This is a genomic window from Pseudomonas sp. RV120224-01b, from assembly GCF_003208145.1.
In the GTDB taxonomy this organism is placed as follows: domain Bacteria; phylum Pseudomonadota; class Gammaproteobacteria; order Pseudomonadales; family Pseudomonadaceae; genus Aquipseudomonas; species Aquipseudomonas monteilii.
On sequence record NZ_QKMQ01000017.1, the window covers coordinates 112988 to 129101 of the forward strand.

At 63.7% G+C, this 16114-nt stretch carries 19 protein-coding genes; 5 read left to right on the plus strand and 14 right to left on the minus strand.

The window, feature by feature from the left end:
* Positions 1–21: 21 nt before the first annotated feature.
* Both N436_RS22645 and N436_RS22650 read right to left on the minus strand, forming a co-directional pair.
* On the minus strand, positions 22–1305 hold the full coding sequence (locus tag N436_RS22645) for an arsenic transporter (RefSeq protein ID WP_110742007.1): 1284 nt from the start codon (positions 1303–1305) through the stop codon (positions 22–24).
* Between the two features lie 21 nt (positions 1306–1326).
* On the minus strand, positions 1327–1674 hold the full coding sequence (locus N436_RS22650) for a metalloregulator ArsR/SmtB family transcription factor (RefSeq protein ID WP_110742008.1): 348 nt from the start codon (positions 1672–1674) through the stop codon (positions 1327–1329).
* 179 nt (positions 1675–1853) lie between these two features.
* Here N436_RS22650 and N436_RS22655 point away from each other — a divergent pair, with 179 nt between their 5' ends.
* Positions 1854–3482: a mechanosensitive ion channel family protein gene (locus N436_RS22655; RefSeq protein WP_110742009.1), complete on the plus strand. Its 1629-nt coding sequence runs from the start codon at positions 1854–1856 to the stop codon at positions 3480–3482.
* Positions 3483–3518: 36 nt separating this feature from the next.
* Here N436_RS22655 and N436_RS22660 read toward each other — a convergent pair whose 3' ends face one another.
* The 7 genes from N436_RS22660 to N436_RS22690 all read right to left on the minus strand — a co-directional run bounded on the left by N436_RS22660 (position 3519) and on the right by N436_RS22690 (position 8216).
* Positions 3519–4136, minus strand: coding sequence for a LysE family translocator (locus N436_RS22660; RefSeq protein ID WP_110742010.1), 618 nt, complete (start codon positions 4134–4136; stop codon positions 3519–3521).
* Positions 4137–4205: 69 nt separating this feature from the next.
* Entirely contained in the window at positions 4206–4838 is a 633-nt protein-coding gene (locus N436_RS22665; protein ID WP_110742011.1) for an alanyl-tRNA editing protein, read from the minus strand.
* Between the two features lie 129 nt (positions 4839–4967).
* A complete protein-coding gene (locus N436_RS22670) occupies positions 4968–5777 on the minus strand; it encodes an AraC family transcriptional regulator (protein WP_105947822.1) in 810 nt (269 codons plus the stop codon).
* Between the two features lie 75 nt (positions 5778–5852).
* A complete protein-coding gene (locus N436_RS22675; RefSeq protein ID WP_105947821.1) occupies positions 5853–6320 on the minus strand; it encodes a DoxX family protein in 468 nt (155 codons plus the stop codon).
* Between the two features lie 9 nt (positions 6321–6329).
* The gene (locus tag N436_RS22680; RefSeq protein WP_105947820.1) at positions 6330–7085 is read right to left on the minus strand and encodes a DNA-binding domain-containing protein; all 756 of its coding nucleotides are present in this window, start codon (positions 7083–7085) and stop codon (positions 6330–6332) included.
* Positions 7082–7915 carry a DUF692 domain-containing protein gene (locus N436_RS22685; RefSeq protein WP_371920930.1) on the minus strand — a complete coding sequence of 278 codons (834 nt, stop codon included), beginning with the start codon at positions 7913–7915 and terminating at the stop codon, positions 7082–7084. Before N436_RS22685 ends, N436_RS22680 begins: the two co-directional genes overlap by 4 nt.
* Before the next feature lie 16 nt (positions 7916–7931).
* Positions 7932–8216 (minus strand): DUF2282 domain-containing protein, encoded by a 285-nt coding sequence (locus N436_RS22690; protein WP_105947819.1) that lies wholly within the window; start codon positions 8214–8216, stop codon positions 7932–7934.
* A gap of 181 nt (positions 8217–8397) precedes the next feature.
* On the opposite strand from N436_RS22690, the gene N436_RS22695 reads away from it, so the two are divergent.
* The 3 genes from N436_RS22695 (at position 8398) to N436_RS22705 (ending at position 10309) form a co-directional block, all read left to right on the plus strand.
* Positions 8398–8985 carry a sigma-70 family RNA polymerase sigma factor gene (locus N436_RS22695; RefSeq protein WP_105947818.1) on the plus strand — a complete coding sequence of 196 codons (588 nt, stop codon included), beginning with the start codon at positions 8398–8400 and terminating at the stop codon, positions 8983–8985.
* Complete coding sequence (locus N436_RS22700; protein WP_110742012.1) at positions 8972–9613, plus strand: DUF1109 domain-containing protein; 642 nt, start codon at positions 8972–8974, stop codon at positions 9611–9613. The genes N436_RS22695 and N436_RS22700 overlap by 14 nt, the downstream gene beginning before the upstream one ends.
* A gap of 135 nt (positions 9614–9748) precedes the next feature.
* Positions 9749–10309, plus strand: a complete 561-nt coding sequence (locus N436_RS22705) for a hydrolase (RefSeq protein ID WP_110742013.1) — start codon at positions 9749–9751, stop codon at positions 10307–10309.
* Between the two features lie 127 nt (positions 10310–10436).
* Here the strand turns inward: N436_RS22705 and nikE are convergent, their stop codons facing one another.
* From nikE to nikA, 5 genes are read right to left on the minus strand one after another with little or no spacing between them, the layout of a single operon-like run.
* Positions 10437–11252 carry a nickel import ATP-binding protein NikE gene (nikE, locus tag N436_RS22715; protein WP_110742014.1) on the minus strand — a complete coding sequence of 272 codons (816 nt, stop codon included), beginning with the start codon at positions 11250–11252 and terminating at the stop codon, positions 10437–10439.
* On the minus strand, positions 11249–12019 hold the full coding sequence (gene nikD, locus N436_RS22720) for a nickel import ATP-binding protein NikD (protein WP_110742015.1): 771 nt from the start codon (positions 12017–12019) through the stop codon (positions 11249–11251). Before nikD ends, nikE begins: the two co-directional genes overlap by 4 nt.
* The gene (nikC, locus tag N436_RS22725; RefSeq protein ID WP_110742016.1) at positions 12020–12865 is read right to left on the minus strand and encodes a nickel ABC transporter permease subunit NikC; all 846 of its coding nucleotides are present in this window, start codon (positions 12863–12865) and stop codon (positions 12020–12022) included. It abuts the gene before it with no gap.
* On the minus strand, positions 12862–13803 hold the full coding sequence (nikB, locus tag N436_RS22730; protein ID WP_110742017.1) for a nickel ABC transporter permease subunit NikB: 942 nt from the start codon (positions 13801–13803) through the stop codon (positions 12862–12864). The genes nikC and nikB overlap by 4 nt, the downstream gene beginning before the upstream one ends.
* 1 nt (position 13804) lies before the next feature.
* Positions 13805–15379 carry a nickel ABC transporter substrate-binding protein gene (gene nikA / locus N436_RS22735; RefSeq protein WP_110742018.1) on the minus strand — a complete coding sequence of 525 codons (1575 nt, stop codon included), beginning with the start codon at positions 15377–15379 and terminating at the stop codon, positions 13805–13807.
* A 208-nt stretch (positions 15380–15587) separates the two neighbouring features.
* Here nikA and N436_RS22740 point away from each other — a divergent pair, with 208 nt between their 5' ends.
* Positions 15588–16112, plus strand: a complete 525-nt coding sequence (locus N436_RS22740; RefSeq protein WP_110742019.1) for a sigma-70 family RNA polymerase sigma factor — start codon at positions 15588–15590, stop codon at positions 16110–16112.
* Positions 16113–16114 lie beyond the last annotated feature (2 nt).

A 16114-nucleotide genomic window follows, 5' to 3' on the forward strand; every position in this document is an offset into this window, starting at 1 on the left:
TCCTCCGCCTTGCGGCGGGCATCAGAGGCTCAGGCGCAACGCCAGGGCCGAAAGGGTGATCAGCAACACCGGCAGCGTCAGCAGGATGCCCACCTTGAAGTAGTAACCCCAGGTGATGCGCATGCCTTTGCGCGCCAGCACATGCAGCCACAGCAGTGTGGCGAGGCTGCCAATCGGTGTGATTTTCGGGCCCAGGTCGCAGCCGATGACGTTGGCGTAGATCATCGCCTCGCGCACCAGGCCCTCCGCGCCGCTGGCCTGGATCGACAAGGCACCGATCAGCACGCTGGGCATGTTGTTCATCACCGAAGACAGCAGCGCAGAAATCAAGCCGGTGCCGATGGCGGCGCTCCACAGCCCTTGCTCGGCAAGCCGGTCGAGCAGGTGGGTGAGCATGTCTGTCAGCCCGGCGTTTTTCAGGCCGTACACCACCAGGTACATACCGAGAGAAAAGATCACCACCTGCCACGGTGCTTCGCGCAGCACGCGGCGGGTTGAAATGCGGTGACCGCGGGCGGCCACGGCGAACAGGATTGCTGCACAGACGGCGGCCACCGCACTGACCGGGATACCCAGTGGTTCCAGGGCGAACAGGCCTGCCAGCAACACCAGCAGCACCCATCCCCCCACTTTGAAGGTGGCGTGGTCGTGAATCGCCTCGCTCGGTTCCTTCAAGGCTTCAAGCGCGTACTGCCTTGGGATATCGCGACGGAAAAACAGGAACAGCACCAACAGGGTTGCCGCCACGCTGGCGAGATTCACCGGCACCATCACCGAGGCGTACTCGGCGAAGCCCAGCTTGAAGTAGTCGGCCGAGACGATGTTGACCAGGTTGGAGACCACCAGTGGCAGGCTTGCCGTGTCGGCAATGAAGCCGGCGGCCATGACGAAGGCCAGCGTCGCTGCGGGTGAGAAGCGCAGCGCAAGCAGCATCGACATGACAATGGGGGTAAGGATGAGCGCTGCACCATCGTTGGCGAACAGCGCCGAGACCGCGGCGCCGAGCAGCACGCAGAAGGCGAACAGGCGGTAGCCGCTGCCGTTTGCCCACCGTGCGACATGCAGCGCTGCCCATTCGAAGAAACCGGCTTCGTCCAGCAACAGGCTGATGATAATGACGGCGATGAAGGTGGCGGTGGCGTTCCAGACAATGGCCCACACGGTCGGAATGTCGTGCAGGGAAACGGCTCCAACCGCCAAGGCGATGAGCGCACCCAGCGCGGCACTCCAGCCGACGCCAAGCCCTTTGGGCTGCCAGATGACCAAGGTAAGGGTGAAAACAAAGACGGAAATGGCGACCAGCATGGTTCTCTCGCTTGATGATGATCAGCAGCAGGCGGCATCACGAACGGGGCGGCCGTCCATGTGCTTCAGCCGGAGGGCGTTGTCTGCCAGCCACTGCGCATTGGCCTGCAAGGTCAGCTGCAGCATCTCGTGTACCCAGCCGGGCAGTGCGGGGTTGAGGCGGTAGTACACCCACTGACCCTGGCGTCGATCCAGCAACATGCCATTGCTGCGCAGTTGCGCCAGATGGCGACTGATTTTTGGCTGGCTGTCGCCCAACGCACACATCAGTTCGCAGACGCAGAGCTCGCCCAGGCTGGCAATGAGCAAGACTGCACGAGCGCGGGTTTCGTCAGACAGGCTCTTGAAAATGTCGGGTGGAGTGTTCATGGGTACACCAAAACATATGGAATAACGAATATACGGATATTCGTATATGTATTTCAAGCGCGCTGTGGGTGAGGGTGCAATTCGGGCGCGACACAGCCGAATGCGGGCCGGAATGGATCCCGGCGCTGCCCTGCGAAGCCTGTGCTATCACTACAGGACTACTGGCCAGGGAGTGCGCAATGAACCGTCTTCTGACCGTGTTGTTGGTGCTGTGCGCGTTGCTGCCGCTGGCCGGGCAGGGCAACGACTTGGCAGGCAGCGCTACTGATGGTGTGCCGGGTGAACCCGCAGAGTTGCGTATCGCCAACCGCAGCATTTTCACCTTTCACGCCACGCTGCTGGGCGAAACCCCCGCTGCACGCGCGCAGCGGGCCTCATCGGTTATCGACGAGGCCTTGCGTGGTACCGACGAACTGAAGGTCAGTGTCGACCCGATCGCCAACAGCCACCTGGTGCTGCTGGGCGGGCGCAGGGCGTTCATTGTCGCGCCCCAGGACCTGGGCGTAGAGGGCGGCGATACCCGTGAAGCGGCCGAGCAGGCAGCCGCTACGTTGCGCCAGGTAGTGGATGAGACCGGCGAAGCACGCAGCCTGCGCTTCCTGCTCAAGGCGCTGGGGTTTTCTGCCGTCGCCACACTGGTGTTCGTGGTGCTGATCAAGGGTGCCAACCTGGGCCGGCGCAAACTGCGCGGGCGCCTGCCGCAATTGATGCGTGAACGTGCCCGGCAGATCAAGGTGGGCCAGCTGCCGCTGTTCGACATGCAGTACGTGTACTTTCTGATCGACCGCTTGCTGCGCCTGATGTACTGGGCAATCGTGCTGCTGCTCAGCTACCAGTGGCTGAGCTTCGTGCTATCGCAGTTTCCTTACACCCGGCCGTGGGGCGAAAGCCTCAACGTGCACCTGCTCGACCTGCTGCGTTATCTGCTCGATGGCATTCTGCACGCCATCCCTGGCATCGCCGTGGCCGTCATGATTTTCTTCATCGCCCGGGGCATCAGTGGCTTCAGCCGGCGCATGCTGGAGCGCATGGCCCGCCCCGGTACGCTGAAATGGCTGACCGAGGAAACCCTGCAGCCCACCACGCGGCTGACGTCACTGGCGATCTGGCTGTTTGCCCTGGTGATGGCCTACCCGTATCTGCCAGGCTCTGGCACCGATGCCTTCAAGGGCCTGTCGGTACTGCTCGGTTTGATGATTTCGCTGGGGGCTTCCAGCGTGGTCGGGCAGGCAGCGGCGGGGCTGATCCTGACGTATTCACGCACACTGAAGGCGGGTGAGTACGTGCGCGTGGGCGACAACGAAGGCACGGTGACCGAGGTCGGCATGTTCAACACCACCATCCGCACCGGCCTGGGCGAGGTGCTGACGTTGCCCAACTCGATGATTACCGGTTCGGTGACGCGCAACTATTCGCGGGTGGTGCAGGGGCCGGGTTACATCGTCGACACGGTTGTCACCATCGGCTACGACACGCCGTGGCGCCAGGTGGAAGCCATGCTGGTAGAGGCCGCCCACCGCACCGATGGCATACTGGAAAACCCCACGCCGCAGGTATTCCAGACCGGCCTTTCAGACTTCTACCCCGAGTACCGCCTGGTGGCCCAGGCAGTTCCCAGCGCGCCAAGGCCGCGTGCGGAGTTGCTGAGCCTGTTGCACGCCAACATCCAGGATGTGTTCAACGAGTATGGGGTGCAGATCATGTCGCCGCATTATCTGGGTGATCCGGCGCAGGACAAATGGGTACCGCGCGAGAAATGGTTCGCGGCGCCTGCACGAGACCCATCGGCAAAGCCTGACCGGCAGTAGCTTTACAGCAGGGTGGGCGTGGGGCACCGGTGACCGTTATCGGGCAAGCGCCAGGTGCGCCCCAAGCCCGACCAGCGCCGCCCCCATCGCCGCATCAATCGGCCGCCGCATGCCCGCGTACAGCAGGCGAACCCGTTGAGTCGAGAACATCAGGGCCAGCGTTGAAAACCACAGGAACGAAACCAGCGTCACCACCACGACGGCGCTGCCAAGTACCCAGACGGGGGCATGCTGAGGCAGCACGGTAATGAAAAAGCTGCCGAAGAACACAGCGGCCTTGGGGTTAGTCATCGACACCAGAAAGCCGACCCGAGGCGCTGGGGTAGTGGTATTACTGGAGGTGGCGATCGCCAGCTCCTGATAGGGGCGGCGGGCACCGATCAGCATCCTGGCGCCAAGGTAGAGCAGGTAGCACACCCCGACCACGCGGATGGTGTCGTACAGCCAGGCCAGTTTGGTGAGCAGCACGCCCAGGCCAATGACCGCCATCACGGCCCAGACGCAGATGCCCAGGGCGGTGCCCAGGGCAACCCCCAGGCCGCGCTTGCGGCTGATCAGCGCGTTGGAGGTGACGGCGATGAAGTCCGGCCCCGGGCTTATGCAGCCCAGCAGCATGACCGCAGCAATGGTCAAGAGTTGAGGTATGTAGTCCACGCGGTGGCCTCCTGTAAAGTCGATTGCATGTACACGGCTTGCGGCCTGGTAACCGGGCAGTGCGGCCGATCAGTTGCCTATGTCGTAATGGACAGACAGCTGGCCCTTCTTTTCTTTGAACTTGAGCACTTTGACCAGACCGATCTCGCCAGCGGATACAACATGCGTACCTCCGCAACCGTGCATGGGCAGCGTACCGAAACACACCGTTCTCAGGCCGTTCTGGTCAAGCAGGTGGCGAGGTACGTCATCGTTGATCAGTTGATTGACGGCGTGCTCCAGCTGCTCGGCCGTCAGCGCCTCGGAGTGCGGCTGGCGCTCGAACACCACCCGGCACTCACCCGGCCAGTGGTGCCCCTTGACCGGCTGCCAGCCCAAGAGCTGACCTACGCCAGAGATCAGGTGGCCTGCGGAGTGCAGGCGGGCGTGCAAGCTGCGAACGTCAGGTGAGACAGCGATTTCGGCAGGGCCAAGTGGAACCGGCTGCTCAAGGACATGGATGACCTGGTTTTCATTCTGGCTTACGCCCTTGACCGGTATGCCAGCGATGACACCCTGATCGGCCAGTTGCCCACCGCCTTGCGGATGGAACAGCGTTTCTGCCAGTACAACCTGGAACTTGCCATCATCCGTTGGCGTGCAGCTCAGCACGTCTGTGCGCAGGGTGAGTTCATCGCTTGTGTAATACGCGCGCAGTGTCATCAATGGCTCCTTGACCGTTTCTATCAGTACGGGGCGGGGACAATGCGGTGTCCGGCCCGGTGCCCAAGGTTAAGAAGCCTGTGCGAGGCGCGCTTGTATAAAATTGAGTGATCAGGAAGGGGGCGTGCGTCAGTACAGCGAGGGCGCCACGCCAAACGCCTGCTTGAAGGCCCGGTTGAAATGGCTTTGATCGTAGAAGCCGACTTCCTGAGCAACCTTGGTCAGCTCCCACTGTGTGTGGCTGAGCAGTTCGCAGGCGCGCTCCAGGCGCAGGCGAACCAGCCACGCATGGGGCGTCATGCCCACGGTCTGCTTGAACATTTTCAGGAACTGGAAGCGCTCAAGGCCACACAACGCAGCCAGTTCCAGCAAGGTGATCTTGTCTGCCAGGTGGGCGTTGCAGTGCTCTGTCACCCTGCGCCATTGCAGCGGTGAGAGGGTGCCTTTGACGAACTGCTGCTTGACCATGCGGGTTTCGCTGAACAAGCGGCCGAGCAATGTCAGCCATTGCGACTCGACGAACAAGGGCGACGCGGGTATGCCCTGTGCCAGCGTGCTGTGCAAGTGCGCCAGTTCCATGGACAGCCCAGGGTCTTGCAACAGCGCGCCGCCAAGCGCAGAAAACCGGTCGTGCCCGGTCAGTTCCTCGGTGACATCCTTGAGCAGGGCGGCCGAAACGCGGAAGGTCTTGAGGGTGTAGGACGCGGTATCGGCACTGACACCGTCATGGATTTCGCACGGTGGCATCAATTGAATGGTGCCGGGGGTAAGCAGCACGGATTCGCCGTTCAGCCCTTGGCGCTGCACACCCTCGGTAATCAGGCCTACGTGGTAGTCGAGGTGATAATGGCGATCAAAGCGAAAACTGGAAAACCGCCCCTCGCTCAGCACCAGGCCGGGGATTTCGCTATTGCGCTTGTAGTCAACATGGTCTGCCACCAGCCCCTCCCGAACTGCCTTTGTCTGCCAAGCCATCGCAAAACCGAGGCGCGAGCCTGATTTTACAACGGAGGGTCATCTCACGCCCAGCAGCCGATCAAGCGACAACGCACCGGCTCCCCGCCCGATCAACAGCAGCAGCAAGCCGGCCCAGGACAAGTGCGTTGGCCAGGCATCGGGGTAGACAAACACTTCGATCACCGTGGTCATGCCCAGCAAGGCGAGGGCCGAAAGGCGGGTGCACAGGCCCAGTACCAGCAACAGCGGGAACAGGTGCTCTGCATAGGCGGCCAGGTGGGCTGCCAGCCAGGGGGACACCAGCGGCAGTGCGTATTCGCTCTGGAACAGGTCATAGGTGCTGGGCGTGATGGTCAGCAGGCCTTCGACCTTGGTACGGCCGGACAGAAAGAAGATCGAGGCAATGGCAAGGCGTGCCACCAGGCATAACAGTGTGTCGCTCAGCAGCAGGTGCAGCCGTTCGGCGAGGTGGTTCCAGCGTTGGCGCAGGCCGTGGCCAGTGCGCGAGGTGTGGGTGATGTCCATGGTGGCTCCTCAAGCGAAGGAAAGTGGACGAAACACCTGGGCGGCCAGCAGTCGGCCGAGCAGGGCGGCGAAGTCCAGGTCGGGCTGAGCCTGCTGCGCAACCTGTGAGGCCCGCTCCAGCGTCAGGCCTTGGGCGCAGGCATCGAGAAACGCACAGCCCCCCATTTCCAGCGCTTGTTGTGCGACACCTTCGTCAGTGCCGCTCAACAAAGCGCCTTCTGCGCGCCAGGGCTGGTCTTGCGGCCAGGCCAGGCCTTCACGGCTGTGGCGCCACAGGCTGAACACCGGAGTTTGCGCGAACCAGTACCAGCGCACGCTGCTGCGCGGGGCCAGGTAACTGCACGCCAGGTCCGTGGCGGTCATGCCGGCAAGGTCGGCCAGGTCAAGGCAGGGCTCGCGAAGGGCACTGAAGGCTTCGCACCAGGCGAAATCCAGGCGTGCCACATCGGCCAGGTACGGCAAGCCGTGATGGGCTTGCTGTTGTTCGAGAAATTCGGCAAACGTCGCACCGTAGCGGATCAGCCGCGGGTCGTCGGGGGGCGTGCATTGTGCATAGGCTGCGGCAGCGTCCTGCATCCAGGCCGGGCCGACCAGTGCCTCGACGGCGGGGAAGTTGGCGCGAAGGGCGTCAACACAACCTGCCAGCACGGTGTTGCGATACACCGCAAACGCTGGTTGGCCAGTCAGTGCGGCCAATTGTGGGGCAGAGCGGTGATACAGCGCCTCGACAAAGGCGGTTTGAAACTGGCCAAGGGAAAGGTTCATGGTCGTGCTCCTGCCTGATCGAGCAGTGCCTGGGCGGTATTGCGTTCGGCTAGCAGTTCCGTGAAGGCGGGCACGTTGCCGTCACGCTCGATCAAGGTCGGGCGCGGGCCGATGCGTGCGATCACTTGCTGGTACAAGGCCCAGACCGGTGCGGCGATGGCCGCGTCATGGGAGTCGATCAGTAGCGTGCCCTGGGCGTCCTGGCTGTGGCCGGCCAAGTGTATTTCGCGGATTGCCCCTGCCGGGAACCGCTCAAGGTATCCGGCGGCGTCGAAGCCGAGGTTTTGGGCACTCACGTACACGTTGTTGACATCCAGCAACAAGCCGCAGTCGGTCCTGCGCACCAGTTCATGCAGAAGTTCGGTTTCATCCCAGTCGTGGCCATCCAGCTCCAGATAATGGCTGGGGTTTTCCAGCGATAGGCTGCGCCCCAGCGCGTCCTGGGTACGCAGGATGTTGTCGCTGATACGGGCAAGGGCCTCGTTGCTGCGGGGGAAGGGCAGCAGGTCAGGGTGATACTGCCCGCCCCAGGTCGACCAGGCCAGGTGCTCCGACACCAAGGCCGGCTGCACCAGATCGACCAGCGCCCGCAGGCGACGCAGGTGCTGCGCATCGGGTACGGCATCGGCTGCCAGTGACAGCGCGACGCCGTGCAGTGACAGTGGATGGCGTTCGCCAATGCGCTGCAACCCGTCCAGCCGTGGGCCGCCGACCATGTAGTTTTCCGGGTGCACTTCAAACCACAGCCCGTTGGCCTGGCAAGCCCAGGCTTCGGCAAAGTGCTCGGCCTTGAGCCCCAGGCCGGCGCCCATGCAGGTGATCCCGTTCATGATCGGCGGCCTCCGCTCACGACTTGACCGGAGACAGCGAGCCCATGCCATTGGGCGTCTTGATGGAGGTGCAGGTGCCAGCGGGTACGTTCTTCCAGTGCATGCCGTCGTAGTCCTTTTTCGCGCTGCCGGCGCAACTGGTGCCGGCGCCGGCCTTGCAGTCGTTCTTGCCGGCCATGGCAACGCCGTAGCATTTTTCCATGGCGGCGCCGGTTGCGTTGTTGGTCGCGTCGGCGGCCAGGGCGGCACCGGCCAGTGAGGCGAGTGCGAGGGCGGCGGTGGTGAGGGCGAGGGTTTTCATGATGCGTCTCCGGGAAGTGGGGCCGTGGCGATGTACCGGCGGCTCATGAACTAGTTCGCGGCTTTGGCGGATCGGGTTACAGGCACTGGAAAAAAATTCCCGGCGTCGTAACCGTCGCCTAACGTATGAAGGCAACAACCCTAGGTAAAAAACTCCACGGTGGATGTAACCCGGGCGGCCAATGCTACGAACTACTTCTCAGCAGGCACTCATCGCACGCGAAGCCCGGTTGCAGGCGTTACTGCTGCAAGGGTTGGCGGGCGATGCCGTGGCGTACAGGGCCTTTCTGGCGGCGCTGGCGGTGCATGTGCGTGGTTTTTTACTAAGGCGCCTGGCGCAGCGCCCCGGCGAAGTGGAAGACCTGCTACAGGACGTGTTGCTGGCGGTGCACAACGCCCGCCACACCTACCAGGCCCAGCAACCGCTGACCGCCTGGGTGCAGGCCATTGCCCGCTACAAGCTGGCGGATCACTATCGCAGTTATGCCCGCCACGATGCGCTGCACGACGGGCTGGAGGATGACAGCGACCTGTTTGCCGCCGGTGTGGAAGAGGCGGCCCAGGCCACGCGGGATCTGGGCAAGCTGTTGGCACAGTTGCCGCCACGCCAGCGCCTGCCCATCGTTCACGTCAAGCTGGAGGGGTTGTCGGTGGAGGAGACTGCACGCGTGACCGGGCTTTCTGCCTCGGCAGTCAAGGTTGGCATCCACCGGGGCTTGAAGGCATTGGCCAAGTTGATAGGAGGCAAGGGCGACGATGAAGACCGATGAACTGATTGCCCTGTTGGCCGCTGGGGAAGGGCCGGTGGACCGCCATGTGCTGGCGCGGCGTCTGGGTATGGCGTTGCTGGGCGGTATGCTGGGCGCGGTATTGCTGACCGTGACCCTGTTCGGTGTCCGTAACGATCTGGCGCTGGTCGCGTCCACACCGTTGTTCTGGGCCAAGCTGGCCTTGCCCGGCAGTTTGGCAATACTGTCACTGTGGCTGACCCAGCGGTTGGCCAGGCCGGGTGTGCAGGGCGGTGCGTGCTGGGCGTTGTTGGGGCTGCCGTTGCTGCTGGTCTGGCTGGGCGCGGCCGTCAGCCTGTCTGGCGCTCCGCTGGAAGCCCGCGCCGAGCTGATCCTGGGCCGCACCTGGCGCACCTGCCCGTTGAACATCACCTTGCTCTCTGTGCCTGCCTTTATCGCGGTGTTCGTTGCCTTGCGCGGCCTGGCACCAACCCGCCTGCGTCTGGCCGGCGCGGCGGGGGGCTTGCTCGCTGGTGCCACGGCGACGTTGGCCTACTGCCTGCATTGCCCTGAAATGGGCGTGCCGTTCTGGGGGGTATGGTATGTGCTGGGGATGCTGGTGCCGACCGTGCTGGGTGCGGTATTGGGGCCACGATTGCTGCGTTGGTGATTGTTGGTTTTCACCCGGAACGCTGCGCGTGGACGGGGTTAAAGGTACGTGGACAAATCCTGTAGAGTGCGGCTTGAGCTGCAATCGGTGCGGTGCTGTGAGCGAAGCAGACAACAACAAATGGAAAGGTGCGTTATGAGTGGTGCTCTGATTGATACAAGCCAGGCGACGTTGCTGGTTGTCGATGTACAGGAAAAGCTGATAGGCGCCATGCATGAGGCCGAGCGCCTCACCGCACGGGTCGAGTGGCTGGTGGCTGCCTGCGCGCGGCTGGCCTTGCCTGTGGTGTTTTCCGAGCAGTACCCCAAAGGCCTCGGCCCGACCCTGGCACGGCTGAAGGAAGCCTGCGCCACGGCGCCAGTGGTGGAGAAGCTGCATTTTTCTTGCGTACCCGCCGAATGCCTGCCGCAGGCGATGATGCAGCGGGGGCAGGTCATTCTCTGTGGCATCGAATGCCATGTGTGCGTGCTGCAGACCGCACTCGACCTGCTGGCCAGCGGCAAGCAGGTGTTCGTGGTCGCCGACGCCACGTCGAGCCGCACAGCGGAAAACCACCTCGCGGCGCTCCAGCGCATGGCGGCGGCTGGCGTACAGGTCGTCACCCGCGAAATGGTCGTGTTCGAACTACTGCGCAGTGCAAGCCACGAACAGTTCCGTGAAATCAGCAAAGCCTTTCTCGCGGGCGAGCAGCCTTAGCGGTTGACGTTTTTCTGCAGGTGAGCCGGGTAGCGGTCGCCAACAATCTGGATGTGCTCCAGCGCGGTCGCAATGGCGGCCAGGTCGGCGTTGCTCCGGCTTCAGACATGCCGAAATGCAGCAGTACTCAAGCGAGAGCGTTGCTGACCTGCGCGTCGGCCCTTCGCGGGCGCTCCGGCAGCACGGCGGCTTGCAGCTGTTGCCCCGCAGGATGGTCGAACGACAAACTGCCATCCACCACGCGGTCCTCGACGATGCGCCCGGCATCAAGCACTACAACCCGCTGGCAGAAGTAACGCACCAGGCTGAGGTCATGGGTGATCAGCAGGAAGGCAGTACCCTGTTCCCGACGCAGGGTGTCGAGCCGTTGCAGCAGCTGCAACTGCAGTACCCGGTCCAGGTTGGATAGCGCTTCATCGAGCACCACCAGTTTGGGCGAGATGGCCAGCGCCCGGGCGATATTGGCCCGCTGTAACTGGCCACCGCTAAGCTGCTGCGGCAGGCGTTCGGCATGCTCGGCGCGCAGGCCCATTTGCTCCAGCAATTCAACTACCCGCGTGTGACGGGCGGTCTCGTTCAGATCGCTCAAGTGACGCAACGGCTCGGCAATGCTCCAGCCAATGCTGCGTTGCGGGTTGAACGCGCCAGGCGCGTCCTGGAACACCAGTTGCACGCTACGTTGAAAGGCTCGCGCCTGTTCGCCACGCAACTGGCTGACCGCCTGCCCGGCGAAGGTTACCTGGCCTTGGCCGGGTGTTTCTAGCCCAAGTAGCAGGCGGGCGAGGGTGCTTTTGCCGCTGCCGCTGCTACCCAGCAAGCCAATGGACTCGCCGGGTTGAAGCTGAAAGTCGATGCCGTCGAGGACCTGTAGCCAGCTGCGTTTGTGCAACAGCCCGCCAGTACGGTAGCGGTGGCTCAATTGGTGGACGTGCAGCAGGCTCATGGCTGGCTCCCGCAGAGGATTCGGTGGGCTTCAAGCAGGGTGCGGGCGGTGTGGCTGGCCGGGTTGGCGAACAGTGCATGCGCGGTCTGGCGCTCGACGATGCGGCCAGCCTCCATCACCGCCACCTGATCGGCGCAGCGCGCCACCACGCCCATGTCATGGGTCACCAACAACACACCGAGGCCATGCAACTCTACCAACTCCATCAGCAGGTCGAGAAAACGCGCCTGGCTTACGGCGTCGAGGTCGCTGGTGGGCTCGTCGGCCAGCAGGAACGGGGTTTCGGCCATCAGCGCCAAGGCAATCATCATGCGCTGCAGCATGCCACCGCTGAGCTGGAAGGCGAACGATTGCAGTATGCGGGTGTGGTCTGTCAGACCCACGGCTGCCAGGCAGTGGGCCATGCGTTCATGAGCGGCGGCGCCGGTAGTGCCACGCTGGCGAAGGGTTTCCAGCCCGTGGCTGGCCATGTTACGTACCGGGTTGAAGGCACTGCGCGGGTTTTGTAGCACCAGGCTGGCCAAGCGGCCGCGGACCTCGACGGCGCTCAGCGGTTGGCCGTCGAGCAGCAACTGGCCCTGCGTACGCACAAGTCCCGCAGGCAAAAGGTCGAGCATGCCCAGGCAGCTCAGGGACTTGCCCGAACCACTGCTGCCGACCAGGACGCAGACTTCACCGCGCTTCAATTGCAGATCGACGCCCTGCACCAGTGCGCCGGCTTTGGCCTCAATGCGCAAGTTACGGACTTCCAGGGTGGAAGCGGTCATCTAGTGGTGCTCCTGGGTCGGGTCGAGGCGGTCGCGCAGTGCATCGCCCAGCAGGTTGAAGGCCATCACCGAGAAGAAGATCATCAACCCCGGCAACAGCAGCAACTGCGGGTGCGTCCAGATGAACTCTTTGGCGTCGTTGATCATCACGCCCCATTCGGCAGTCGGCGGCGTTACGCCCAGGCCAAGGAAGGAAAGGCCCGAGACGTGCAGCATCATGTGGCCGATGTCCATGGTTGCCAGTACCAGCAGGGGGCCGGCGATGTTCGGCAGTACGTGCTGGCGCAGGCGCGTCCAGCGCGAGGCGCCCGCCAGGCGTGCGGCCAGCAGGTATTCGCGCCCACGCTGGGCGATGACCATGCCGCGCACCATGCGTGCGTACCAGGCCCAGTGGGACAGGGCGATGGCGACGATCACGTTGGTCAGGCCGGTGCCCAGCAGAGTGACGAAGAAGAAAGCCAGCACCAAGGTCGGGAAGGTCATGAACATGTCGCACAGGCGCATCAGCAGCAGGTCGGTGCGCCCGCCGACAAAGCCCGCGATGCCGCCTATGGCCAACCCCAAGGCCAGCACCAGTGCCAGGGTCAGCATGACGCTACCCAGCGACAGGCGGGTACCGACGATCAGGCGCGACAGCAGGTCGCGGCCGAGGTGATCGGTGCCCAGCCAATGGCTGGCGTCTGGCGGCAGCAGGCGCTGGCCGAGGTCGACCAGGTCGGGGTCGTGCGGGGCCAGCCACTGGCCGAACAAGGCCAGTACAACCAGCAGACCGACCAATACCAGCCCCAGGAGCAGGCCCGTCTGGCCGGCCAGTGTTGGCCGGCGAATTGCCGAAAGAACGGTCATGCGCGTGCACCCTCCAGCCGGCTGCGCGGGTCAAGCCACGCGTAGCACACGTCCACCACCAGGTTGCAGACCATCAGCAGGCCAGTCAGCAGCAGGGTGAAGCACTGCATCACCGGGAAATCGCGGTTGAGCACCGCCGACACGGCAAAGCGGCCTACCCCGGGCCAGGCAAAGATGGTTTCGATCACCAGGGCGCCACCAATCAGTTCGCCGATGTGCATGCCGGTAGCCGTGACGAACGGCAGCCAGGCGTTGCGCAGCACATGGTCACGCCACACGTTGCGCTCGGGCAGGCCACGGGCGCGCGCATAGGTGACATGGCGTTGGCCGCTGGCCTCCAGCAGGCTGGCGCGCAGCAGGCGGGCATTGATCGACATCGACATCAAGGCAATCGCCAGCACCGGCATCACCAGGTGCCCGGCGGTACCTCGGCCCAGCGGCGGCAGCCAGCCTAGCCACAGCGAGAACAGCGCGATCAGCAGGAAGGCCAGCCAGAAGTTGGGCATCGACACGCCCAGAAAGGTCACTGCCCGCACCGCGTGGTCGGGCCAGCATCCTTGCCAACGCGCCGCTATGAGTCCCAGCGGGATCGACAGCAACAGCGTGCAGGCCAGAGCCAGTCCGCCCAGTTGCAGGGTGGCGGGCAGGTAGTACAGCAAGTCGTCCAGCACCGGGCGGCCGGTCAGGTAGGAAATGCCGAAATCCAGGTGCAGGGCCTTCCACAGCCAGGTCAGGTACTGCGCGTACAAGGGCTGGTCCAGGCCAAGGGCATGGCGCACTTCGGCAATGGCTGCATCGGTGGGTGGGATATGCGACAGGCGCAGGTAATCCAGCGCCGGGTCGGTGCTGCCCAGGTGCAGCAGCACGAACACCAGCAGCGACACGCCGAACATCACCGGCACCAGCAGCACCAGGCGCATGAGGATATAGCGCAGCATGTCAGCGCTCCTGCTTTGGTGTCATGGCTTCGAACGGCACATCGAACAGGGTGCTGCCGAACTGCACGTGGCCCACCGAATCACGGCGCACGCTGATGGCCGTGAGGTACGAGATTGGCAGGTAGACCGCCTGGTCGTGCAGGGTGCCGAGGATGAAGCGGTACTGCCCGGCGCGTTGCTGTTCATCCGTGCTGGCCAGCACCTGACCGATGCGCTGGTCGAGCTCGTCCTTGATCGGCAGGCCGCGTTGGGCCATGTAGTCGGCGTGGCCGGCGTAGCGCATGGAGCTGACAAACGAATGCGGGTCGTAGGGCGCACCCCAGGTGTCGGCGAAGATCATGCCAAAGTCGCCATCGCGCTGGCGGCGTACCAGCGCGCCTTCTTCAACGGCGCGCAGGTCGATGTGGATGCCGACCTTGGCCAGCTCGCCTTGCAGCACTTCGGCCAGGCTTTTTTGCAGGGCGCTGGTGCCAAGGAACACCAGTTCGATGGCTAGCGGCTCGCCGCCTTTGCTGCGCACCTTGGCGCCTGAGGCCAGTACCCAACCGGCCGAATCCAGTTCGCGGGCGGCCTGGGCGGGGTCATAGGCATAGGGTTTCAGGCCCAGGTCAGCGTAGGGCATGTTGGGGGCGAACAGGGTGTCGGCGCGAGGTTCAATCCCGTAGAGGATCTTGTCGATGATCGCCTGCTTGTCGACGGCCTGGTTGATGGCGCGGCGTACTGCAAGGTCGCGGGTGGCGCCACGGCCGGTGTTCATGGCCAAGGTGCGGGTGGCCAGTGGCGCTGACAGCGCGGTGGCGAAGCCCTGGTCGCGCAGGCGTACGAAGGTGCCGGCAGTGATTTCGCCCGTAGCGCCCTGGATCAGCTCCAACTCACCGGCCTGCAGGGCCAGGGCACGGCTGTTAGGGTCGGGAATCACCTTCACCATGACTTCGCCGTAAGCCGGTTTCGGCCCCCAGTACAGTGGGTTACGCACGAAACGGTCGAACTCGCCCAGGCGTGACTCGGCGCGCATCCACGGGCCAGTGCCCACCGGTTGGCCAGGTGTGCTGCCGGGCGCGCCGAAGCGCAGAGGGCGTACCTGGGCCAGTTCCATCAGCGTGGGGTAGTAGGGGTGCTTGAGCACCAGGCGCAGGGTGAGCGGGGCAGGGGCTTCGACATGGTCGAGGGTGCTGACCAGTTCCATCCAGCGGTGGCGTTGGCTGTTGGCCAGGACCGCATCGAGGTTCGCCTTGGCTGCAGCAGCATCGAAGGGGGTGCCATCGCTGAAGCGTACCCCGTCGCGCAAGGTGAACGTGTAGGTCTTGCCATCGTCGGACACTTGCCAGGCCGTGGCCAGCCAGGGCTCGACAGTGCCGGCATGGGTGTAGCGCACCAGTGGCTCGTAGACCATGGCCTGGGCGTACATCTGGTTGGGCGAATAGCCACGTGGGTCGAGGGGGCCGGCATTGACCGGCCAGGAATACACCAGCGTGGGGGGCTGCTGCGTTGTGCTGTCGGCCTGGGCGCTAAGGCTTGCAGCGAGGATGAGGGCCCCCAGGAGGGCGGGCGTTCGTTTACCAGGCGGCTGCTTCACTGCGTACCCTTACTTTTATGGAGGCGGTAGGCTAAAGAAGGGGCGTGGTAGTGTCTATCTAGGATCACTTTGCTGGACGTTACAAAATGCAACGAATTCTTTCGTTGTACCCCTACCAGTCAGCTCTGGCCCGCAGGCCTTGTGATCGGTTGCGGTAATGCCAATCTAACGGCATCATTTGCTAATAGTTCCCATTAGCAAGTTAGCCATGCCTTACGCGCCTCTCGATAATCAGCCCCTCGCGCTACGCAACCGCATCCTGCAGCAGATGTTCGGCGACCACCATGACTGGCTGCTGCAGCGCCTGCGCGCACGCCTGGGCTGCCGCCATGACGCAGCCGACATGGCGTCGGAGACGTTTGCACAGGTGGTGAAAATGCCAGACCCGCAGGGCATCCACGAACCGCGAGCCTTGCTCACCACGATTGCCAAGCGACTGGTGTTCGCCAGTTGGCGGCGGCGCGACCTGGAGCGTGCCTACCTTGAAGCGCTCAGCCAGCAGGCGCCGGGTTATGAGCCCTCAGCCGAAGAGCAGGTACAGGCACTGGAAACCCTGAGCGCCCTCGACAGCATGCTCGCGGGCCTGTCACCGTTAGGGCGCAGTGCGTTTCTGTACAGCCAGCTGGAGAGCCTCACCTATGCCGAAATCGGTGCGCGGCTGGGTATCTCGGCGCCTCGCGTGTATCAGTACGTGGCCAAGGGCTTGACCTTGTGCTACCTGGCCTTGGAATAAAC